The following is a 23,655-nucleotide window of genomic DNA, read 5'->3' as shown; positions in this document are numbered from 1 at the left end:
AAAGGTGCCCGTTAATTTCATAAGGCAGGAAAAACTGAAGCTCCTGGCCACACTTGCCGTTGCTGGCTTTTTCATGTTTTTCTGGATAAACGGGCCTTTGCTGCAAGACCTTCAAGTAATTAACCTGGAACAGGAGGAGACTGAATTTTCCAAACCCGGACTGGTGGGTGAGAGAGCCGAGCGCCAGAATTTCGGAACCATTGAGGATGAAGAAACCAAAGGCTTTGGCCACGGCCTCATCCTGGATAAGCCGGTGAACAGCGAAAATGCCGGGATAATCGTTTCTCCTGAGAATGATGCGAATGCCACGGGCGAATTCGTGGAGCAATTGCTCGAACATGCAAAAACCATTTTAGGCAACGAAAATCCTTTGCAGCTCAAGTCCAGCGATAATTTTTATTACGTGAGTGCAGAAGGAAATGACAAGTTGCTGTACCTGGAAAGCAAAGGAATTATCAATGATATTCATGGATATGCCGGGTTGATAAATGTGGGCGTAGTGCTTAGCAAAGACGGGACATTGCGCACGGTCCATCACGTCTCATCCAAAGAAACGGAAAGCTACCTGCAGCGCATGAGCAACCGGGGCTATTACGAGCAATACCAGGGTTTACCTTTGGAAAAGGAGCATCTGGTGGATGGCGTTTCGGGCGCCACCATCACCTCAGAAGCCATCGCCAAAACCGCCACAGCGCTGATCCATGAAGCAGCACCAGAGCCGCTTTTCTCTTTTGCCGCTCTGGAGGATGCAGAGGGCTTTGCAGTAGAGGCCGGGCTAAGCTTATGGTGGGTCGCCCACATTCTGGTTATTCTCTCCATTTTCATTTATGGTTATCAAAAAAAATGGCGGAAGAGCAAGCGCGGGATCATCATCCTGAGTATTATTTCGGTCGCTTATATTGGGTTCTTTCTCAACAATTCATTCACCTACATCTCCTTTTTACATCCTTTTATCGGAACTACGGTTTCATCGCTCACCGGCCTGTATGCGCTGTTTGTACTGCTGGGCGCTATTTGGGGTAAAAACACATACTGCAAATACGTTTGCCCTTTTGGAAACGTGCAGCGGCTGCTCCTGCAGATGGCTCCAAAAAAGGCAAGCACCAAATTCTTTATTCCGAATAAATGGGTAAAAAGAATTCGCGGAGCTCTTGCAATCGTACTGATAGTGGGAGTTTTGCTGGGGTTGCGAAGTTGGAGCAACTATGAGCTTTTTCCTGATCTGTTTGGGCCTGACTTCCTCGCTATGTGGTTTTTTGTGGCTATTGGCGTTGTGTTGCTCAGCGTCCGGTATCCAATGCTTTGGTGCCGCCTCCTCTGCCCTACCGGCTCGGTGCTGGACTTTGTTTCAGACAGTGTAAATTATAAACCAAAGAAAAAATGAGGTTCAGCCTTTTTTTGCTGCTGATGTTCACCGCAATCCGTGGTCATAGCCAGACAGTGATCACGGTGATGGATGATTTGGGAGAGCCGCTGCCTTTTGCTCACGTGGTCTACTCAGGAGTCGCAGGCGCTGCATCCGGCATGGCGATCACGGGTGACTCAGGTACGGCAATAATTCCTGAAACCTTTACCCGGCAGCACCCGGTATTTAGTATTGAAATAACATATATCGGATTCTATAAAATAACGGATACGCTGCCGGCCGGAGCAAAGAAAAGCTACCGGATGCAGCCTTCAGCGGTGGCATTGAACGGCATGATCGTGACAGCGCAATATGCCCCGAACAGCCCCGAAAAGGCGGTTCACAAGGTGAAGATCATTGACCGGAAAAAGATAGATGCACAGGGAGCCATAACGCTGCGGGATGTGCTGCAAAACGAGCTGAACGTCCGGATCTCGCAGGATAATGTGCTGGGCAGCAGCCTCAGCATCCAGGGTATTTCCGGACAGAATGTGAAGATATTGATGGATGGCGTTCCCATCACCGGACGGTTGAATGGCAATATTGACCTCAGCCAAATCAATCTGAATAATGTGGAACGCATTGAGATTGTGGAGGGGCCGCTCTCCGTAAACTATGGAACGGATGCCCTGGCCGGAACCATCAATATCATTACTAAAAAAGGCAGCCGTAGCGGGCTCTCTGCCGGAGCCAACACCTACTACGAAACAGCCGGGCAATACAATGCCGATGCAAGGATAGGCTGGAGCAAAACAAATTACGGTTTCGATTTTTCAGGCGGGCGCAATTATTTTGATGGCTGGTCGCCCAATGATCCACAATTGCAGTTTCCTGAAAAACGCCTTGCAGACAGCAGCAGAGTCAGGGAATGGAATCCAAAGGAGCAGCATTTTGTCCAAGGCCGGTTTCGCTACAAGTTAAAGAAGTTCTCCTTCTCCCCCTTTGGCGACATATTCACCGAAACCATCACTAATCGCGGTGCGCCCCGCAAACCCTACCGCGAAACAGCTTTTGACGACTACTACAACACCAGGCGCGCAAATGGAGGCTTGCAACTCTCCGGGAAAATTGGCAGGCATAAAAACATCAATGTGCTGGCATCTCACAATAATTTCAGAAGGATAAAGAACACCTATTTTAAGGACCTTACCAACCTGGAGCAGGAACTTTCTCCCAACCCGGATGATCAGGATACCTCACAATTCATCAACTGGATGTCCAGAGGGAGTTTCACTACTTCCGCAGACAGCGTAAAAGTGAATTTTGAGGCTGGGTATGACCTGAACCTGGAAACAGCCCGGGGAAAACGCACCGGCAGGGAGAAGCAGGAAATGCTGGATGCAGCACTGTTTGCAAGTGCAGAATACCGGCCCATCGAACCGCTCACTTTCCGGCCCGGCTTGCGCTATGCCTATAATTCAACTTACAATGCACCGCTGGTTCCTTCTATTAATGTGCGGTACAAATGGCGCAAATCCACCTTCCGTGCTTCGTACGCACGTGGATTCAGAGCACCTTCTCTCAAAGAATTATATTTTGAATTTGTAGATGTAAATCATAATATTCTTGGCAATGCCGCATTGAATGCTGAAGAATCGGATAACCTGCAATTGAATATTGTATGGCAGCAGGTGAAGGGACAGCGAATCCTTAAACTTGAAAGCGGAGGCTTCTGGAATGACATCCGAAACCTGATCACGCTGGCGCAAAACGGAAGCGGGACAGAATTCACATATATTAATATAGGCCGCTTCCGAACATTTGGAGCGCAGGCCGGTGCAGAATTAATGACGCGGCACCTGAAGCTGAGCGCTGGCGCCTCCTACACAGGGCGTTCCAACGGCATTTCCGCTACAGAAAACGTCCCGGATTTCAGTTATTCGGGAGAAATTCGGGGCAGCATGTTATATCACTTCGCGAAAATACGCACCAATGTGGCTGCCTTTTATAAATACACTGGCGCTTTGCCCGGTTTCGCAATGGATGATGAGGGTGATATTCTCCAAACGCGCATAGGCAGCTACCATCTTATGGATCTGACTGCCTCACGGACTTTCTGGAACAAGCGGCTGACGTGGACTCTGGGAGCCAAAAATCTGCTGGATGTGCAGGATATTGCTACCACCGGCACTTCCGCAGGTGTACACTCTACAGCCAGTGGTAACGTACCCGTTTCCTGGGGCCGTTCATTTTTTACCGCAGTTAAATTTGATCTTAATTTTTTCTCTACATCTCATGAAAAATAATTCTCATTGGATCATCACAATCGGTTGGTTGACTCTTTTCAGCGGTTGCGACAAAGGTGAATTGCCTGTTCCTGCCCATGAACCTGGCGATGTAATTACCGCCTCTGTAAATATGGGAAGCGATTACAGGTATCAGGTATTTTACGATCTGGAAACCAACTCGGTGGTAAGCCGGAATTTAAGGACTGACTGGGACCTGGGTTTTGAGGCTTCAGAAACGGGTTGGCACATTGTGCTGAATTCTGCACGCGCAGGGGCAGCGGCCAGGGCAGCAACTACGGATTTCGCAGCCGTTACCAGCCATCAGAATGCAGCATGGGCCTGGGACGATCAGAAAGGAAACCTTGACAGCACAGCCATTGGCGACTGGCGAAATTCTTCCACCGTATATATTATAGACCGGGGATATGACGAAGCTGCAAACCACACCGGCTATCGAAAAATAACTTTTGAAGAAGTAACCGAAACACACTACACTTTCCGCTACGCAAACCTGGAGGGCAGCGGAGAGAAAACCTTATCTATAGAAAAGGATCCGGAGGTGAATTTCATAAGCTTTTCATTTGATAAAGATGAGGTCGTACCCATAGAACCCGGCAAGCAAGAATGGGATTTGTTGTTTACCCAATATATTCATGTATTCCCCGGAAATGTGGCCTACCTGGTTTCAGGAAGCCTCATAAACCGGAATAAAGTGCAGGTTGCGGCAGAAAGTACAATGGATTTTAATGAGATCAGCTATGACGATATTGCCGGGTACACGTTTCAGGATTCAATAAACAGCATAGGCTACGACTGGAAATATTATGACTTCGATCTGGCTACATACATTATCCGGCCTGAGCTGAACTACGTTATTCACACCACAGCAGGCCGGTATGTGAAATTACACTTCATTGATTTTTATTCATCCACCGGAGAAAAGGGAGTTCCGGTATTTGAAATGCAACATTTGTAATAACGGCTCATTTGCCAGGGGCACTAGTATTTAGCACCTGTTCATCCTTTAGGTAAAAGGTTTGAGTTAATTGTGTTTTTGCCGTCACTAATAATTTGGAATAAATGAAAATAAGTTGTTCTTGGTTTTGGTTTATCCGTATTTTCAGAATAAACGTTATTAACCAAACTCATCTTTATTATTTCCCGATATTCAAATAAGGCTTTAACATGATGAGCGCCATATTAGCGCTTAATATAATATTCTGCATCCGGTCTTTATTAAAATGAAATTCCCTGATCTCGACATGGTCTTTTGTTCCGGCACCGATAAAAACGGTTCCCACCGGCTTTCCCTCACTGCCGCCCGCAGGACCTGCAATCCCGCTGGTGGCCAGGGCTATGTCGCTGTCAAATATCCTTAGCGCACCCAGCACCATTTCTCTCACGGTGGGTTCGCTAACGGCTCCGTATTTTTCAAGCGTTTCGGCTTTTACGCCCAGCACGTTCTGCTTCACCTCATTGTGATAAGCCACGCAACTTCCTTTAAAATAGGCGGAGCACCCCGGAATGCTCGTGAGCTGATGGGCCAGGTAGCCACCGGTACAGCTTTCAGCGGCTGATACTGTTTTTTGCGAGGTAATTAATCCGCGGCTCACCATTCGCGCAAAATTGTCCTCGTTTTCTCCGAAATAATATTGAGACGCAACCGATTTCATTTTACCGGCCACTTCGGATAAAGCGCTGGATATTCTTTCCTTATCATCACCAGAGGCTGTAATCCTGATCTTAACGTAGCCGAGGCCAGGCAGGTAGGCTACTGTAACATCCCTGGGCAGGGTGGCCTGAATTTCTGCCAGCATCGGGGCAAGATCTGATTCGCCAATGCCGGTAAAAAACAACTTATGATAGCGGATATAATGATCCGGTAATTTACTTCGCAGCAACGGCATAATGTGGTGCTCCACAAGGAATTCAGTTTCGCTGGGAACACCCGGCAGCGCCACCACGATTTTACCTGCTTCCTCGAACCACAAAGCAGGCGCGGTTCCCACCGGATTTATAATCGGTCTTGCCTTTTGAGGAATAAATGCCTGCTGCCGGCTGAGCGGATTTACCGGCTTATTTCTCTTTTCAAAACGCGCCTTAATGCTGCTGTATACCGCTTCATTAAATATCATTTCGCAATTGAAGAAACCGGCCAGTGCGGTGGCGGTAATGTCATCATGCGTAGGGCCGAGGCCGCCAGTAGTGAGTACCAGATCTGCGCGGCTCAGTACCTCGCCCAGGGCTTCGCTGATGGCTTGAGGATGATCTGCCGTTGTGGTAATGCGGTTGACGAACAGCCCCATTTGCGAGAGTTGCCGGGCTATAAATCGCGAATTGGTGTCCTGGGTTTCACCGTTCAGTATTTCATCTCCTATGATGAGGATTTCGGTTTTCATGCGAGATTTATATTAAAAAAAGCGATGATCCTTTGAAAAAGAGACCGTGGCAAAATTATCAAAAATCGCGTTGTGTCCTTCTTTTGTCAAGCTTCAGGTCGCTGAGGATCGTGCTTTTTACCCGCAGTACAAAATAGTAATTTCGGTAAGGGCCAATTGGCGACCAATTGAAGAGCATTTCCCAGCAATGCAGATCCCTGATAATTTTAAATTCAGCATACGCCACCTGCTTATTTTCAAAATCATAATCACCCCTTACATTTATTTTCCATTTGTCTGTAATATTTACATCTCCTGTAATATTTAAAGTTTGCGTTGTATTTTTTTCTATTAAAGTTTTTGAATATCTGAACTGATATCCAAATGTTAAATTCCACGGAACGCTGAAGTCTGCATAATAGTCGTAATAATCATAATAATAAAGCGATACATCAGTATCAGGCAAACCCCGCCTGTCCTCCCGGTCGTTGTTCCTGGGATTGAGGCTGGCATTAAATGAAATATCAAAATTCGTAAGCCGTCCCAGCTTACCGGTTTTATCCCATTCATAAGCCTTTGAAATTCCGGAACTGTCATCCCGTATAGCGTAAGGATGTATAGTGGCATTGGACTGGACAGTATAGTTCTCCAAAAAATTTGTATTGGCACTTAACCTGAAAGGCGCCAATTGATGGGAATCAGCCAGGAAATTGTATGAAGAGTTAATATCCAGTGATCTGAGAAGGACAATTTTCTTGATCGTTTCGCCTGTATCCGTTTGAGATTTTACTTTCATCTCAAAGTTATTATTTAATTTAAATATTAATGAGCCCTGTTCGCCCTGTGCAGGGTAAGAATGAACATTAGATTGATAAAGTGAATAAGTAACACTTTCCCCGGCCTCATTTATATAGTTTGCATAATATCCATAATTTGACCGAGCAAAGTCTGGTTTATAACTTAACGAGACTTCGGGAGTTGCTACATGCCGCATCTGGGTAATTCCAAGTTTATTAATTTCATAAAATCCATATACCAGGGTGGTCAAGGAAAGATTGACATTATAGGAATGCAGGTCATAAAATCCTTTTTCTGCAGAGGAAATAAGCGTATCCCGCGCAGGATCATAGTTGATGCGTTCCCGGTCAAAATAAAGAAACCCGTTGTAGGAGAATGAGGGATTCAGCCTAAAATATTTCATCACTTTAATACTGGTGGATAAAGGAACTGAATGCTGAAAACCCTGCCGGAAATCGCGAAAAACGGCAGGTGAAAAATCCCTGAAAATTGTGTCTTTGGTTTCAATTTCATTTAAATATGAAAGCCGGTAAGTAAATCCCAGCGACTCATACCACTTTGGGCCACCCACCGGAGTTTTCCTTTTAAATGGCGTGACCCGGTTCATTGTTAAAGTAACATCAGGCAGGGTAAACCGGACATCATTCACCGTGTCGGGAAATGTATGTTGTGAATGGTTTAAAGATGAGGTTAAATGAAAAGGGGTATTGGCAAAATCCTTTGAATATGAAATGCTGGAGTTGACCTCACTGCGGAGCAGTTCATTCGTATTAATGGAAAGCTCCTTGTCAAAATCGCTGCTGGTGGCAAAATTGACGTTGCCGGAAAAGTTTGAGTTGGGCCGCGCTTTAGGATCCTGAACATGCGTCCATTGAATGCGGTAAGATCTGTTCTGGCTGAAGGTGGGGGTTTCGCGCACGCCTTCAAATAATACGGCTTGCTCCAGATCCAGGTTTCCGCGGTACTTGTAGCGCTTCGCATATTTGGTGCTTAACGCCAGCCGGTAATCGCCCTGGGTATAGATATCCCCGGTGAGTGCGAAGTTGAGGTAATCATTCAGTGAAAAGAAAACCCCACCGTTGTTAAAGAAAAAGCCCCGGGTAGTTTCCCCATAAGCCGGAATGATGATCCCGCTGGTTTGCTTTTGCTGGTCGGGGAAAAACCCGAATGGAATGGCCAATGGAAGAGGAACGTCTGCCACCACAAGGTTGGCCGGCCCCGTTACGATCTGCTTTCCGGGCATTACCTTGGCTCTGCCGGTGGAGATATAGTAGTGCGGATGTTCAAGGTCGCAGGTAGTGTAGGCCGCATGGCGAACGTACAGCACGTCATTGCTGTCCTTCTTCGCCTCCTCTGCATGGAGGAAGCCTTCGCCTTCCTGCGTTATGATCTCATAGCTCTTTCCCTTTTTAGTATCAAAATTATAGGCCATCCGTTTGGCCTTGAATTCCCTTGCGCCTTCTATAAAGACCGGGTTGCCCGTTAGCACGCCCATGCTGTCTTCCACTCCTTCAGCATACACTGTTGCACTGTCCAGAGTCAGATAGATATGAGCCGCCTGCAGTTCAATCTTTTGATATTTCACTTTGGCGTTTCCATAAAAATGCACCCTGCGTTTCTTCAGGTCGTACCGGATGGAGTCGTCTGCCGAGTAAGGCACGGGTGAATCAAATGCTGAAGAACTAAGGTCCAGGGAATCCTGGAAGGTTGTGTCCCTTCCCAGGCTGTCAGCACCAAAGTCCAGCGTATCGGGCGGAATCGTGTCAGGAGGAAAGGACTGGTAAATTTGCACGGGAAACGTAGCGTTGGTAAAGAGCTGAGGGGTAAGTATACGCTCCCCTTCTTTCCCCTGTGCAGGAGCAACGATGAACAGGATCAGGTTAATAACAAAAAGTGTGGATAAGTTGGCCGGGCAGGAGTTCAAGCTATTTTGTTCTTATAATAATTTTGCTATGTTTTTTGAATATTTGGTAAGCGTATCATATTAGCCAAAAGAGCCGGTTGTGCCTAATATTAATGGCATTTCAAAAAATTCTGTAACTGTGGGTTAATTATTGTTTTTCCAGATGCAAAGAAAAAAGTAAACGTTGTCATGAGAAGAATATTCCCGGTGTTTTCATTGATCTGCGTCTTTTTCCTGCTGTCCTCTTTCGGGAGTTTGAATGATAGCAAATACTATGTCAGAACGGTGGTAATAGATGCCGGCCATGGTGGCCATGACCCCGGATGTCAATATGCCAAAGTGCAGGAAAAGCAGATCGCCCTGAATGTTGCGCTGAAGCTGGGCAAAATTATCCAGGAAAATATTGAGGATGTGAAGGTGGTCTACACCCGCGATAAGGATGAATTTATCGAACTGAATGAGCGCTCTGCACTGGCCAATCGCCACAATGCCGATGTATTTATTTCCATCCATGTAAACTCAGCCGCCAGCAAATCAGCCATCGGCACTGAAACTTATGCCATGGGATTGCACAAAAGTGATGGCAACCTTGACGTGGCAAAACGGGAAAACTCGGTGATCCTCATGGAGGAGGATTATTCAACAAAATATGACGGCTTTGATCCTAATTCTCCTGAAGCGCATATTATTTTTTCCCTGTACCAAAATGCGTATCTCAATCAAAGCCTGAACCTGGCCTCCAAAATTGAGCAGCAGTTCAGCGAGCGGGTAAACCGCCACAGCCGGGGCGTGAAGCAAGCAGGATTTATTGTGCTCTGGAAAGCGACCATGCCCTCGGTGCTGGTAGAGACCGGTTTCATTACGAATGACAACGACAGGAAGTTTCTTGAAACCGATCTTGGACAGGTTTACATGGCTTCTGCCATTTACCGCGCTTTTAAAGATTATAAAGCAGAAATGGAAGCCAGCGATAATTGATTGCCCGGCAATTCCCGGCAGGGCTGCTTACCCGGAAATGTCAAGTGGAATTTGCTTTATGCGACTGGCAACTTATGATTTCAATCCACATGAATCTTCGTTACTTATCATTTTTCGCTGCGTCAATGATCAACCAAACCGGGCAAACTACGTTAGCAGTAAAAAATATAGCAGAGATCATGTAGCCAGCATTCAGAAAAAGTCCGGTTCATTCCTTCTATATACACCGGAATACCTGCTTAAACTTTTCCTATTTTTGACCAAATTTTCCACACTATGAAACTTTCTGATGAATTCAAAATAGGTGTGTTGGCTGTCGTAGCTCTCACCATTCTTATTTTGGGTTTTAACTTTATTAAAGGAAATGACCTTTTTAAAAGTACCAAAAAGCTATACTCCTCTTATCAAAAAATTAACGGCCTTTCAGTTTCTGACCCGGTGTTTATGTACGGCTACCAAGTAGGAAAGGTGGAGAGCATTGAAGTGATCGAGTATGGCGTCAATCCGCGTATTCTGATTTCTTTCTCCATCCGGGACGAGGCGAATATTGCCCATAATTCGGTTGCCCGCATTTTCAGCACTGACCTGCTGGGAACCAAAGCCCTTGAGGTGGTGCCGGGCGAAAGCATGTCGTTCGTTGAGGATGGCGACACGATTGCCGGAGATATTGAAGTTAGCCTCACCGAATCTATCAATGAAGTGCTGAACCCGTTGCAGCAAAAAACCGTAAGCCTGATAGGCAGCCTTGACTCGCTCCTCGGAATTTTTCAGGAGGTACTGGATACCAACACTAAGGCCGATATTGAAGGCAGCTTCAGGAGCATAGCGCAAACGTTGAAGAATGTGGAAAACACCACCAGTACCTTTGACAGGATGGCTACTTCCGAATCGGTGAAGCTGAGCAGGATCCTGACTACGGTAGAGCAGATCTCTACAAAGCTGAACTCAAATCTGGATACCTTTACCATCATCAATAATAACCTTGCGCAGATCAGCGATTCCCTTGCTGCGACCGACTTTAAAGGAACCGTGGAGCGGGCTTATGCAGCATTAGAAGAAGTGGAAGATATTCTGATAAAAGTCAACAATGGCGAGGGCAGCCTGGGAATGCTCGTAAATGATCCCAAACTCTACCAAAACCTGGAAGCGGCAACCAGAGACCTGGATAATCTGGTGCTGGACATTAAAAAGAATCCGCATCGTTACCTTAATTTTTCAGTGCTTTCCTTTGGCGGTGGCGGTAATAATAAGGATAAGTAGGCATTTCCCTCAGGCTGTTATCAGCTTCAGAATTGTTTTGTTGATCTCAATATATTTGCAGATATTTGCACCCCTAAAATCAGCGATGTTATGTCCAGAGTTTGTGAATTGACAGGTAAGAAGGCAATGTTTGGGAATAAAGTTTCTCACTCCAATAGTAAGACCAGGCGCAGATTTTATCCCAATCTGCAGGATAAGAAGTTCTATATTCCGGAATTGAAGAAAACCGTAGCCCTGCGTATTTCCACAAAGGCAATGCGCACCATTGACAAAAAAGGGATCTACAACTTCATCATGGAACTTGAAAAGAAAGGCAAGAAAATACTTTAAGAAATGGCAAAAAAAGGAAACAGGGTGCAGGTAATCCTCGAGTGCACGGAACAAAAAACCACAAGCATTCCCGGTACCTCACGCTATATCACGACCAAGAACAGGAAAAATACTCCTGAGCGCCTGGAATTGAAAAAATACAATTCCATCATGCGTAAACACACCGTTCACAAAGAAATTAAATAAGCGGCACTATGGCTAAGACGATATCCAAAATGCAGAAGAAGGGTGCGAAAGACTGGGTCAAAGTGATCGTGTCTGAAATATCACCCAAATCAGGAAAATACACGTTTAAGGAGCGAATCATTCCAAAAGACATGGTAAAGGAATATGTTAAAAAATAACAACCATCTTCTGTCATAAAAAAGCTTCCCAGTGATTAGGGAGGCTTTTTTTATTTATGAACCCGTGTAAACACAACGTTTATGTTCGATTTCTTTAAAGGAAAAAAGAATAAGCCACGACCAGAAGAAGGCGAAAAGAAAACGCTGGATGAAGGGCTGGAGAAAACCCGGTCTACATTTTTCAATAAACTGGGAAAAGCTCTGGCAGGGAAAACTACCGTTGATGTAGAATTCCTGGATGAACTCGAAGAAATTCTGGTGCAGGCAGACGTAAGCGTAAATACCACCATCAAGATCATTGAACGCCTGGAAACGCGGGTGGCAAAAGACCGGTACCTCAATTCTGCAGAATTGAATAAGCTGCTGAAGGACGAAATATCAAAACTTCTGGCAGAAAACAATCAGCCGGTATACCGGGAGTTCTCCATTCCTGCAGACAAAAAGCCTTACGTGATCCTTGTGGTGGGTGTGAATGGCGTAGGCAAAACCACCACCATCGGTAAGCTGGCACATCAGCTACAGGCACAAGGTTACAAGGTTTTGCTGGGTGCGGCTGATACATTCCGGGCTGCAGCCGTAGATCAGATAAAGATATGGAGCGAACGTGTTGGCGTACCGCTCATCAGCCGCGGCATGGGGGCCGACCCGGCAGCAGTAGCTTATGATTCTGTGCAATCCGGATTAAGCCAGGGAGCGGATGTGGTGATCATTGATACCGCAGGCCGCCTGCACAACAAGGTGAACCTGATGAACGAACTCAGCAAGGTAAAAAACGTAATGAAAAAGCTCATGCCCGATGCGCCCCACGAAATTTTGCTGGTACTGGATGCATCTACCGGGCAAAACGCCATCGAACAGGCTAAACAGTTTATGGCCGCAACCCAGGTAAACGCGCTGGCCCTCACCAAACTGGATGGCACGGCAAAAGGTGGCGTGGTGATCGGAATTATTGATCAGTTTCAAATTCCTGTAAAGTATATTGGTATAGGCGAAAAGATGCAGGACCTCCGCGTATTCAACCGCGAAGATTTTATTGATTCCCTTTTTGCAGGGAAGGTGTGAGGGACTGTAAATTTTATTCTATGATCCGGGTCCCTTCTTTTGTGTGCAAAGATCCTGGCAGATTCTTCACCTCTTTCTTTATTTTGGGCTGCACAAATGCACCTGACAATGAGAGCAGTGCAGCAATGGCAAAGAAGAGCAACGAAATGGAAATAGCTTCCGCCTCACTCGTGCCGAAATAAACAGCACCGTAGTAAAAGACAATTTCTCTGATGCCAATGCCCCCAAAACTTATGGGCAGAATAGCCGCAATGGAAGCCACCAGAAAAAGCAAGAGGTAGGGAGGCCACGCTTCCCACGGAATGCGGAGCGCCAGGAGAATAAAAAAAACCGATACCAGCACCAGCCCCTGAACCACCAGCGAATAAACGCTGATCTTTAATAAGGACGACTTCACTTCCCTGAACAACCTTTTCATCACCAGCCGGTAAATGAGGAAGCCAGTCGGAATAGCCGCCAAAGCCAGGATACCCCAAACGGGATCAGGCGATACAAACGGGATAAGGATAGCAATCATCATTAACAGCAGCATAAGACCATTGAGCCGGTCGTGAAAGGCAACCTTTACCAATGGTTTCCAGCCTGCTCTGTATTGCCGCTTCAGCAGGATCACTTTGTAGCCATCGCCTCCTATACCGCCCGGCAGGAACAGGTTGTAAAACATACCCGTAAGGTAAATCCTGAAATTAAACAGGAAACCGATCCTGATCCCAATGGCATTTAGAAATATCATAAAGCGGATGGAGGAAAATACCTGGGATAGAAACAGCATCCAAAGTGCAGCAAATAAAGCCCACCACTGTGCTCCCTTGATCGTTTCCCAGAGTTGCTGCGTGTCCAGCTTATTCATGACCAGATAAAGCGCCAGCCCTGAAACAACGACCTTGACCGCTATTTTCAGGTATTTATTCCACCCCGGCTTTCTTTTCTTTTCCAACAAACGTGTTTCTGATTTTGTAGGTCTTTTTATTTTGGGATTCGTAGTAAGTACGCATTAGCAACTCTGTGATAATGCCGGTAGTGATGAGCTGAAATCCGCCCAGCGTGAGCAGCAGTCCCAGAATGAGCAGCGGCTTTCCCCAAATGTCCTGCCCGGCAATTTTAAGGGCTGCGAGGTAGAGGTTAATAAAAATTCCCACCACCAAAATTATAAATCCGGCTACGCCAAACAGGTGCATGGGCCGCACCAGGTATTTCTGAAAAAACACGATGAGGATCAGATCACTGATCACTTTGAATGTACGGCTAAGGCGATATTTTGACTGGCCATATTTACGCGAACGGTGATTCACGGGAACTTCCGTAATGCGCGCGCCCTGCATAAAGGCCAGCGCAGGAATGAAGCGATGCAGTTCTCCATACAGGCCGAGCCCGCGGGCAATGTCCACCCGGTAAACTTTCAAGGTGCATCCATAGTCGGTGATCTTGACGCCCGTAAGCCAACGAATGAGGCTGTTGGCCAGGCGGCTGGGGAGCTTACGGCTCAGCATTTTATCCTGCCGGTTTTTGCGGTATCCCGCCACCAGGTCCCATTCCCCGTCTTCCAGCTTTTTCAGCATTGCCGGAATATCGTGCGGATCGTTCTGAAGGTCGCCATCCATCGTCACGAGAAACTCCCCTTCAGCCGCATCAATACCTGCAGCCATCGCAGTACTCTGTCCATAGTTTTTGGTCAGTTCTACAAGCTTCACCCGGTGATTTGCCTCTCTCCGGATGTTGGGACGCGTTCGGTCGGTAGAGCCATCATCCACAATCACGATCTCATAATCAAACCCCTGAAGGGCCTGGTGTATCTCTTCCAGTAGCGGCTTTATGTTATCCTCTTCATTTAATACCGTAATTAATATTGAAAGCTTTTTCATGGATACATGCAGGGCTCCTCATATTTCACGAGGAAAAAAGTCGTGTTTTGGGGAATTGAGTGAAAAGAATGAATAAGTTGATGCGGACAATCGTCAATAAATCTTTGTGTTGAAATGTAAAAGGAAGTGGTATCGCGATTTGCACTTCCCGGCCCGTACCGGACGATCGTCTTATTCTCCCGCTGAATGTAGTATCTGATGTCCAGGTCAGGTCCGATAGGGCCTACAAATTTAACGTCCCTGCCTTCGGAAAGTCGAGCGATTACGATTCCTTCCTCTTTAAACCGGCTTTCAGTTGCGTTGGCTTGCCGCTCCGGCAGCACAAACCAGTTAAACCCAATGCGCCCGATGAGCAACACCATCACGGCAATAATCAGCCGCTGCCGGGGAATTTTTATAAACGCCCAAACCAGAAACGCTGCTCCAAGAAATAATGCGATGCTTTTGCCATAACGATACGGCACCTCCACCGGCAATTGAAAAAAGGGAACAAGTAAGGCCAAGGTGATTGCAGAAATCAAAACAAAGAGAAGGGAATGAAGCACCTTGGTTCGCTTCCGGTCTTCTTCCCGGTATTGCACATAGAACCAGCAGATAATGGTGAAAATAAGCGGGTAAAGCATAAAAATGTATCGAGGCAGCGTTTCGGGCGACAACCAATACACCCAGATATTGGCAAACAAAACGATGAAATTGAATTGCAGAAAATCATGCTTCATAACAAGGCGCCAAAAGCCACGCCTTGCAGCATAAATTACCAGCAGCGACCAGGGCAGGATGTGGTAAAGTGTATCGAAAGGAAAAACAAACAGGTGCAGGAACGATTCGTACCACTCCTTCTCGAGCACCGTGCGCTGGCTGGATTGTGTCCACAGCGTGGTTAGGTATGCTTCAAGTGAATTATACTGATGATAAACATAAAAGTAAGTACCTACCACAAGCAGGAAGAGCAAGAACCCGCAGATGTGCTGAATGGAAAACAGGCGTTTAAAATCCTTTTTAATAATAAAATATGCAAGCAAAGTAAAACCCTGGAAAACCAGTGATGGAAGGCCTTTGGAGAGAAAACCAATGGAAACCAGCCCATAAGAGACCAGGAAAAGAAACCACCATTTTTCCTTGCGAAACCCCTCATAGATGACGATAAAACTGGCGTAGGTTACGAGGGAATAAAAGAGGTCAATATGCCCGAGCATGGAAGCGTAAACCACCATTCGGCCGCAGGTCACCGTAAGCAATGCCGCAAGAAATCCTGTTTCAAATCCCAGGTGCTTTTTAACGAACCAGAATATGGTGAGGCCAAATAACAGCAATGGCACCACCGAAGGCAGCCTGACAACAAGCTCTGAAAAACTGCCAGTGAGTTGAAACAGTCCAGCAAGTATCCAATTATAGAGCGGAGGCTTGTTGTAGTAGAATTCACCGCTCATGGTAGGCGTAATGTAATTGCCGGAGATGATCATTTCCAGCGACACCATTGCCCGTATAGATTCATCCGCGAGGAGCGGCATCAACCCCAGATTGATGAAGAAAGCCGGGATGAGCAGCAAAACACAAATACCCCGCAGAACTGCAGGCCGCTGCGCCAATTCCGCCCAAAGTTGTTTCATTCCCATTGTTGGATGTTGCCTGCGAAATTAGGGGTTGTTATTCTGCCACCACGGATTCCAACGACTTGTATCTGGTATTGGAAGCTTAATTTATCTCGTTCTTCTTTCGCCTATTCAAGCCCACATCTTCCTATTTCAATGATTCCATTTTTCAGAACTATGAAAAATTCATTATCCACTTGTGAAATTTTAATATTAAACCCACTGGCCTTAGCTATATTCGCTGTCCATTTTATAACACAGAATCCATGAAAGCCTTTCTAATAGCTACAATTACTTTTTTTAATTTAAGTATTGGGGTAGCATTAGCACAATGCCCTGGCGGTTGGTTGCAAACCATTCAAAAAGCAGACAGAGCAGCCATGTTGAGCCAATCCACCACAGACGACTCCGGCAACTTTTATATAGCCCTCAGCTTCTACGATACTATTCGCGCAGGTAACCTGACCCTGGCTGCAACGGGGGACGCACGGCAATATCAGGATATCGGACTCATAAAAATTGGAAAAGATGGCAACCCAGCCTGGGCGATCCAATCATATCTCCAACCCCACCTATTTGTGCGGCATGTAGAAGTTGACAAGGATTTTAATATTCATCTGATTGTTTATAGCAACGCAACGTCCGTTCAATTTGGCGGAATACAGGCAGGTACGGATACTACAGGGGCCATTTACCGGGTGCTTATTCGTCCTGACGGATCCGTCAGCAGCATTGTCCCTTTGATCCAAAGGGGTGATACGGGAGGTTTGATAGCTATACCCAGCTATAATTTCGCAAGCGATGGAAGAACAGGCCTGCTTTTTAACTCCTTTATGCATGAGGCGGTCATCGGACAGGACACTCTGTTTAGCAATGCAAATTCCTGGTTCCTTGCTGCTTTTGACCAGACAGGCCAACGGATATGGGTAGTGCAAGGTGGGGAAGCTGAAACCATATTTCCAGGCAGCATAGTGGTTGGCAAAGATGGTTCTGTATATTTAAGCTTCTCTTTTTTCGGAAACCTTGTCCTGCAAAATGGGGACTCTATCATCAACAGAACACTTTTCGAAGGATCAGATGTCGGGGTTTCACGATACACTGACGATGGGAATTTGCATTGGACAAAAGCTTTTACGGGATTGGTAGATGAAACCGTTATTTTAACCTATGCGGATGATCATGGAAATTTTTATGGATCCCTAAGTAATCTTTTGGATCCCTACTGGAATGATACAATATTTGAGGATGATGATGAAAACATGCAGTTTGTCCGGATTGACAGCATGGGGAATGTCCTTGATCGCCTCAAACTTTATGGCCAGAATATATTTTTAGGGGGGACAGAAGGCTATAAGAATAATCGCCTTCTTATTTCGGGTTCATATAAAGATTCTCTGGAAGTAGCGGGCTTTACGTTTTCTTCCTATCCTCAAAATTTTTCTGACCCGCGGAAAGGTTTTCTGGTGATATTGGATACTGCTTTCCATGTGCTGAATTCAATAGAACTGAAATCCAGCAAGCATATTACTGTAGCTAAACCTTATGTATCAGATAATGATCATATCTATATATCTGGTGGATTTAATGAAAATCTTGATCTTCCTTCCACCCAATTATCAATGCCCGGCCAATGGGGATCATTTGTATGGAAAACCTGCATGCAGGAATTGACTGCCATCAAGGAGCCTAAAATAAAACGCCATCAGCAAAAAGCTATTGATTTGGTTTGCATTCCAAATCCGGCATTGCATACAACCTCCATTGAAGTGCCTGACGGTAAAATTTCTTCTGTTGACGTTTTCGATTTGACTGGCAGGCCCGTGCTTCACATTCCTCTACCGAAAGTAATCTCCGGCCGCATAACGTTGGATGTAGCCACATTGCCAAGAGGGCTATACACCATATTAGTAGCCTCAGAGAATGGCAGATCCGTTGGGCGGTTTGTAAAAGATGGGCTGTAGTGAGTTTGGAAATATTCACGGATGGTTTGATTTAACATCTCTATTGTTCAGAATATCGGGGTGGCCATACCGGTAGCCTTCCAGAAGGAAATTGAAAACACATATTGGATAGACCACTGTAAAAAATCGTGTGAGTCATTTAGCCTTTGCTAACCTTATCCTTCTCTCCATGATTTTGAAGTATTTCTTCGATCTTGTTGGGCATTGACAAAAACTCCCAAAGAAATTTTAGAATTCACACAACCCTGTCTTTAGTTTCCTGTTTGTAAAATTATCTGTGTGGTAAAGTGGTGGTAATCTACCGCTAATAAGTTTGCACACTAAAAATAATTCACAGTAAACCAAAAAACAATGACGAGAAGAATTTTGACAATTGCGGTGATGGCATTTAGCATTGCCGCATTCACCGAAGCACAGGCACAGGTGATGATCAACAGCTTGAACACACCTCATACCCAGGGCTTTAATAGCCTTGCAAATTCTGGTACTTCCAGTTCGCTCCCCACCGGGTGGGCCATAACTGAATCAGGATCCAGCAGTGCGGCTGATGGCTCTTATGAAGCAGACAACGGCAGCAGCGGTGGCGAAAACATCTATAGCTATGGAATGACAGGCAACAGTGAACGTGCGCTTGGCAGCCTCGCCAGCAATACCCTCGACCCTTATTACGGAGTAGAGTTTAGCAATAACACGGGTGCGGCCATTAATTCTATAGAAATAAGTTTTACAATCGAATTGTGGAAGATAGGCAGCACAGGCCGGCTGGATACGATCCTGGTTGCCGCCAGCCCTTTCTTTGCCGGAGGCCCTTTAAATTCCGGAATCTGGGTAAATGTGGATACGCTGGTAAGTCCCCACAACGATAGTGCAACGGGAGTACTCAATGGAAACCTGCCTGATAATCAAACGCGGGTTTCAGTGACGGTTAGTCTTCCTTCACCTATCCTGAACGGGCAGTCCGGCTGGTTGCGGTTTGAGGACATGAATATTACAGGTGCGGATGACGCGCTCGCCATTGATGATTTCCAGATTATAGCCAGAGATGCCAGCGGACCACCGATTGCGGATTGTTCTGCTCCATTTTTCTCTGAGTACATTGAAGGCAGCGGAAACAACAAGGCCATTGAAATTTACAATCCTACATCAGCCACGCTTGATCTTAGTGATTACAAATTATACCGCTTTAATAATGGTGCAACTTCAGCCAATGATTCACTCCAATTAACGGGAATGTTAAACTCAGGCGATGTTTACGTAATTGGAAATCCTTCTACAAGCGGACAGCCGGTAGATCCCGTTATTATAGCGGAATCAGATACGCTCCACTCTATGACTTTTTTTAACGGAGATGACGCGCTAATTTTAGTTGATGTAAGCACAGGAGATACGCTGGATATTTTTGGAATCCTGGGCCAGGACCCCGGAGACTTCTGGAATATTTCCGGTGGGACTACGCAGAATTATACGCTCGTACGGAAATCTTCGGTGGAACGGGGAACCACTGACAGCCTTACCTGGAAATATGACTGGGATGTGCGCAGCCAGGATAACGTCACCTTCCTGGGCAGACATACCAGTGATTGTGTCGCTCCTCCTCCCGGATCTGTTATCTCGTTTGATTCCAGAACCACAACCCTCACGGAACGGCAGGATACCCTGGATATAGAAGTAACTATTACCAACCAAAGCAACAATGCGATCACCGTGGATGTGGCGTTGGATGGTTCAGGTACTACGGCTACTCCGGGTGCAGACTTTAACTTTACTCCGCAAACCCTAACCTTTCCTGCTAACACAACCACCTCGCAGTTTGCGGAAGTCATAATCATAGATGATATGAGCTATGAAGAAGTGGAAGAGATCGTTCTGTTGCTTCAGGATCTCTCCGAAGGATCATTTGGCGATTCGGTGCATACCATCACCATTAACGACAATGAATATCATCATTACACCATTGATACGGCTGACAACGTAGATGCAATGGGCAATTATATCCATTTTGGTGAAAGAATAAGGATTAGCGGAGTTGTAACTTCTGACAATTTCAGTACAAATGATTATTTGTTTGCCATTTATGACAGGACTGCCGGGATGCATATTTATTCAGAGGAAAATTTGAATTATTCAGTTACCCGTGGAGACAGTATCGTGGTATGGGGCAAGGTGGACGAATTTCGAGGCCTGGGCCAGATTGAAGCCGATTCCATTGATCATATATCATCAGGAAATGCCTTACCAGATCCTATGACAATTAAGGAACTTGGAGAAAATACCGAAGGTGAAATCGTTAGATTCAGAAGGGCATGGCTGGTAAATCCTGCTCAATGGACAAGTGCCGGTGCCGGATTTAACGTGGACGTTACGAACGGAAGTGATACGATCGCTATGAGGATTGACGATGATGTAGATCTTTATGATGATCCCGCCCCGATGGATACTTTCATCGCCATTGGCATTGGAGGCCAGTTTGACGGGAATGATGGTGATGGTTTGCTGGACGGATACCAATTCCTGCCACGGGACGTAAATGACATCATTTCCTTCACCGATCCCACCATTTCTTTCTCTATTGATTCTGTAGCCTACCAGGAAGCGGACTCCAGCATTGATATTATAATCACGCTCACCAATGAAAACGACAGGGCCACATCGGTAGAAGTAGACCTCAGCAGTTCTTCCACTGCAAACAGCGGAACAGACTTCGATTTCACACCAACGTTCGTTACGTTCCCCGCCAATTCCAGCACATCTCAAACTGTGACGGTGGAATTGATAGAGGATGCCATGACAGAACCGAACGAGACCATTGTCCTGGTCTTGAGAAATCCTGATAACCACGCCAGCCTCGGAGACTCAGTGATGATCGTCACTATTATTGATGACGATCCGATTGGAATGGAAGAAAAAGGCTTGCTCAGCAATATTTCTATCTATCCCAATCCGGCCAACGATATACTGACGCTGGAAGCCAGTGAAAACCTGGATGTGGTACGCCTCACCAACCTACTCGGCCAGCAGGTGATGGAGTTGGTGAATGTGCAACCGGGCGCCACCATGATCAATATAGCCGATCTGGAGAAAGGTGTCTACCTGCTCCATGTTTCGACTAAGGATGGCACTGCCACCCAGAGATTTATTAAGAAGTAAGCTTCAAAAGGTTCTTAATTGCAAACCCCGGAAGGCAATGTATGCCCTTCCGGGGTTTCTTTTTTTTGCTTAAAAAAACATATAAATAGGTCAGGTATAGCGTAGCCTCTTTTTTATAAAATTCAATTTAAAATTTTCAGTGTTTTAAAATATGAATGCACTGGTTTCCAGGTATTCTGCATACTTTCGGTAAATGCAAGCCAAAAGCTTCTTTTACTCCGTTTACCGCGATGTCCTTGATTTATTTTATCCGCGGCTATGTGCAGCCTGCGATGACGTTCTGGCTGCGGATGAAGGTTTCATCTGCCTGAACTGCCGCTTCTCACTGCCCGAAACCGGATTTCATAACGAACAATATCATGAACTGGAAAAAGTATTCTGGGGCAGGGTGAATATTAAGTATGCCCTTGCTTTCTACTTTTTCAGGAAAAGCTCCAAAGTGCAGCACCTGCTCCACAATATTAAATATAAAGAGCAGAAAGAGGCTGCAGTGGAGGCTGGCCGCTGGTATGGATCGCAGTTGCTGCAAGATGGCTTTTCATTCGACTGCATAGTGCCGGTGCCGCTGCATGAAAGGAAACTCCGTGCACGGGGATTTAACCAAAGCGCCTTTTTCGGCCAGGGCATGGCGGAAGGGCTCGCAATTCCCATGGATACGGATTCGGTGATGCGGGCGATTTTCAATCCTACACAAACCAAAAAATCACGCTATGCCAGGTGGAAGAATGTGGAAGATATATTCCGGCTGCAACCCGGCCATGAACTGGACAACAAACATGTGCTGCTGGTAGATGATGTGGTAACCACCGGCTCCACGCTGGAGGCTTGTGCCCGTGCAGTATTACGCGCCAATGGTGCTAAAGTGAGTATCGCCACGCTGGCCTATGCCGGTTGATTTTGCTTGCCGGGTGCAACCTATCTTGTTCGTTACTGCATCTGTTGGCCTGTACGATAGGTTGTATTCACGTCAAAGGCCTTTATTTTGCAGCCGGCTTTTCCCATATCCTCAATTTGAAACTGACCTACATATTTGCATGAAATATATTCTGTTCCTGCCTTTGCTTTTTTCCCTCCTTTTTCTGTCCTGCCGCAAAGAAGATAATATCACCACCGATCCCAATGCTAAGCTTACGTTTAATACTGACACGGTTTTATTCGATACCGTTTTTACTTCGATAGGCTCGGCCACCATCAATTTTAAGGTGTATAACCTGAATAAAAGGAATGTTGAAATTGAAAGAATATTCCTGGCAGGTGGCGGTAGTTCAAAGTTCCGGGTAAATGTGGATGGCGAACCCGTACTCAGTACCGGCCCGGCCATTCTTGAGGCCGGAGACAGTATGTATGTTTTTGTAGATGTGAACATTGACCCTGACAATTCACTTAATCCTTTTATCATAAAGGATTCTCTGGTGTTTCTTACAAATGGCAATATGCAGGACGTTAAGCTCGTAGCTTGGGGACAAAATGCACATTTCTTCCGCAGCACGGCCATCGGTTGCGATACCACATGGACGGAAGGATTGCCCATCGTTATCTATGATTCGGTGCTGGTGAAGGCCGGCTGCAAACTCACCATAAGGGAGGGAACCAAAATTTACGCCCACAACAATGCCGGCATCTATGTGCGGGGAGTGCTCGAAGTAAGAGGAACCCTGGACAATCCGGTGATTTTCCAGGGAGACCGGCTGGAAGATTATTATAGCGAAGTTCCGGGCCAGTGGCTGGGCATCCTGTTGCTGCCTACAGGCGAACAGCACAGTTTTGAGCACGCTGAGATAAAGAATGGTTCCATCGGCATTACAGCCGGATTTAATCCTTATAATGATACACTCTTTCTGAATGCCTCCGGCCTCAGTGTAAAAAACTGTATCATTCAGAATATGACGGGATACGGCATCCTGGCTGTTGCCTCCACCGTAGAGGCTGAGAACGTACTGATCAATAACTGCGGCAGGAATGCCTTCATTACGAATTACGGAGGAAATTACAGCTTTACACACTGCACGTTTGCCAACTATAACTTTGTTTTTAATCGCAGGGAACCTTCAGTTATCATTGCTACGGATCCTGATGTGAGGGGTACAATAGTGGAAGCCCGGTTTGTAAACTGCATCATAGATGGCAGCCTGGATGATGAAGTAGAATTAGTTGACCATAATGTTGCAGATTTTGATGTTAATTTTGACCATTGTCTGATAAAAACGCTGAACACCGGACAGTTTGCCGGCAGTAACCTTTTCAACCTAGATCCCGGCTTTGTGGATGCATTTGAATATGATTATCATCTGGACACTGCCTCTCCTGCTATTGATGCAGGAAAGGATGCCGGCATTCAAACCGACCTGGAAGGAAAGCTTCGCGATCAGCAGCCGGATATAGGCGCTTATGAATTTAACTAACCAAC

General features: G+C 46.0%; 18 protein-coding genes. 13 read left to right on the top strand and 5 right to left on the bottom strand.

The genetic code is table 11. The annotated features are described in order from the left end of the window. The first annotated feature begins 4 nt into the window (after nt 1-4). Genes WD077_07690 through WD077_07680 form a run of 3 tightly spaced genes read left to right on the top strand, consistent with a single transcriptional unit; the run spans nt 5 to nt 4,609 of the window. Nucleotides 5-1,384, top strand: coding sequence for a 4Fe-4S binding protein (locus WD077_07690; protein MEX0967104.1), 1,380 nt, complete (start codon nt 5-7; stop codon nt 1,382-1,384). Then, nucleotides 1,381-3,651, top strand: a complete 2,271-nt coding sequence (locus WD077_07685; protein MEX0967103.1) for a TonB-dependent receptor — start codon at nt 1,381-1,383, stop codon at nt 3,649-3,651. The genes WD077_07690 and WD077_07685 overlap by 4 nt, the downstream gene beginning before the upstream one ends. Further along, the gene (locus WD077_07680; GenBank protein ID MEX0967102.1) at nt 3,641-4,609 is read left to right on the top strand and encodes an HmuY family protein; all 969 of its coding nucleotides are present in this window, start codon (nt 3,641-3,643) and stop codon (nt 4,607-4,609) included. Before WD077_07685 ends, WD077_07680 begins: the two co-directional genes overlap by 11 nt. 178 nt (nt 4,610-4,787) lie before the next feature. On the opposite strand, the gene WD077_07675 is transcribed toward WD077_07680, so the two are convergent. Together WD077_07675 and WD077_07670 are read right to left on the bottom strand one after the other, a co-directional pair. Then, nucleotides 4,788-6,032, bottom strand: coding sequence for a competence/damage-inducible protein A (locus WD077_07675; GenBank protein MEX0967101.1), 1,245 nt, complete (start codon nt 6,030-6,032; stop codon nt 4,788-4,790). 58 nt (nt 6,033-6,090) lie between these two features. Continuing rightward, the gene (locus tag WD077_07670; GenBank protein ID MEX0967100.1) at nt 6,091-8,733 is read right to left on the bottom strand and encodes a putative LPS assembly protein LptD; all 2,643 of its coding nucleotides are present in this window, start codon (nt 8,731-8,733) and stop codon (nt 6,091-6,093) included. A 168-nt stretch (nt 8,734-8,901) separates the two neighbouring features. Between WD077_07670 and WD077_07665 the strand changes: the two genes are divergently transcribed. The 6 genes from WD077_07665 (at nt 8,902) to ftsY (ending at nt 12,686) form a co-directional block, all read left to right on the top strand. Further along, nucleotides 8,902-9,690 carry an N-acetylmuramoyl-L-alanine amidase gene (locus tag WD077_07665; GenBank protein MEX0967099.1) on the top strand — a complete coding sequence of 263 codons (789 nt, stop codon included), beginning with the start codon at nt 8,902-8,904 and terminating at the stop codon, nt 9,688-9,690. A gap of 276 nt (nt 9,691-9,966) precedes the next feature. Further along, nucleotides 9,967-10,950 carry an MlaD family protein gene (locus WD077_07660; GenBank protein ID MEX0967098.1) on the top strand — a complete coding sequence of 328 codons (984 nt, stop codon included), beginning with the start codon at nt 9,967-9,969 and terminating at the stop codon, nt 10,948-10,950. A 90-nt stretch (nt 10,951-11,040) separates the two neighbouring features. Beyond that, nucleotides 11,041-11,280 (top strand): 50S ribosomal protein L28, encoded by a 240-nt coding sequence (rpmB, locus tag WD077_07655; GenBank protein MEX0967097.1) that lies wholly within the window; start codon nt 11,041-11,043, stop codon nt 11,278-11,280. Nucleotides 11,281-11,283: 3 nt separating this feature from the next. Then, entirely contained in the window at nt 11,284-11,466 is a 183-nt protein-coding gene (gene rpmG, locus WD077_07650; GenBank protein ID MEX0967096.1) for a 50S ribosomal protein L33, read from the top strand. Between the two features lie 8 nt (nt 11,467-11,474). Beyond that, the gene (locus tag WD077_07645; protein MEX0967095.1) at nt 11,475-11,624 is read left to right on the top strand and encodes a DUF4295 family protein; all 150 of its coding nucleotides are present in this window, start codon (nt 11,475-11,477) and stop codon (nt 11,622-11,624) included. An 81-nt stretch (nt 11,625-11,705) separates the two neighbouring features. Beyond that, a complete protein-coding gene (gene ftsY / locus WD077_07640; protein ID MEX0967094.1) occupies nt 11,706-12,686 on the top strand; it encodes a signal recognition particle-docking protein FtsY in 981 nt (326 codons plus the stop codon). Nucleotides 12,687-12,699: 13 nt separating this feature from the next. Here ftsY and WD077_07635 read toward each other — a convergent pair whose 3' ends face one another. The 3 genes from WD077_07635 to WD077_07625 are packed head-to-tail and all read right to left on the bottom strand — an operon-like array spanning nt 12,700 to nt 16,158. Continuing rightward, entirely contained in the window at nt 12,700-13,623 is a 924-nt protein-coding gene (locus WD077_07635; GenBank protein MEX0967093.1) for a lysylphosphatidylglycerol synthase transmembrane domain-containing protein, read from the bottom strand. Continuing rightward, nucleotides 13,592-14,548, bottom strand: a complete 957-nt coding sequence (locus WD077_07630; GenBank protein ID MEX0967092.1) for a glycosyltransferase family 2 protein — start codon at nt 14,546-14,548, stop codon at nt 13,592-13,594. Before WD077_07630 ends, WD077_07635 begins: the two co-directional genes overlap by 32 nt. Beyond that, entirely contained in the window at nt 14,545-16,158 is a 1,614-nt protein-coding gene (locus tag WD077_07625; GenBank protein MEX0967091.1) for a glycosyltransferase family 39 protein, read from the bottom strand. The genes WD077_07630 and WD077_07625 overlap by 4 nt, the downstream gene beginning before the upstream one ends. A 248-nt stretch (nt 16,159-16,406) precedes the next feature. On the opposite strand from WD077_07625, the gene WD077_07620 reads away from it, so the two are divergent. The 4 genes from WD077_07620 (at nt 16,407) to WD077_07605 (ending at nt 23,650) form a co-directional block, all read left to right on the top strand. Continuing rightward, nucleotides 16,407-18,101, top strand: coding sequence for a T9SS type A sorting domain-containing protein (locus WD077_07620; GenBank protein ID MEX0967090.1), 1,695 nt, complete (start codon nt 16,407-16,409; stop codon nt 18,099-18,101). Between the two features lie 351 nt (nt 18,102-18,452). Continuing rightward, a complete protein-coding gene (locus WD077_07615) occupies nt 18,453-21,248 on the top strand; it encodes a Calx-beta domain-containing protein (protein ID MEX0967089.1) in 2,796 nt (931 codons plus the stop codon). Between the two features lie 193 nt (nt 21,249-21,441). Then, a complete protein-coding gene (locus tag WD077_07610; protein ID MEX0967088.1) occupies nt 21,442-22,143 on the top strand; it encodes a phosphoribosyltransferase family protein in 702 nt (233 codons plus the stop codon). A 139-nt stretch (nt 22,144-22,282) separates the two neighbouring features. Then, complete coding sequence (locus WD077_07605; protein MEX0967087.1) at nt 22,283-23,650, top strand: right-handed parallel beta-helix repeat-containing protein; 1,368 nt, start codon at nt 22,283-22,285, stop codon at nt 23,648-23,650. Nucleotides 23,651-23,655: the final 5 nt, after the last annotated feature.

This window comes from Bacteroidia bacterium, from assembly GCA_040880525.1.
GTDB lineage: Bacteria > Bacteroidota > Bacteroidia > CAILMK01 > JBBDIG01 > JBBDIG01.
Note: the sequence above shows the minus strand (reverse complement) of the source record. Positions and strands in the feature narration are given on the sequence as shown.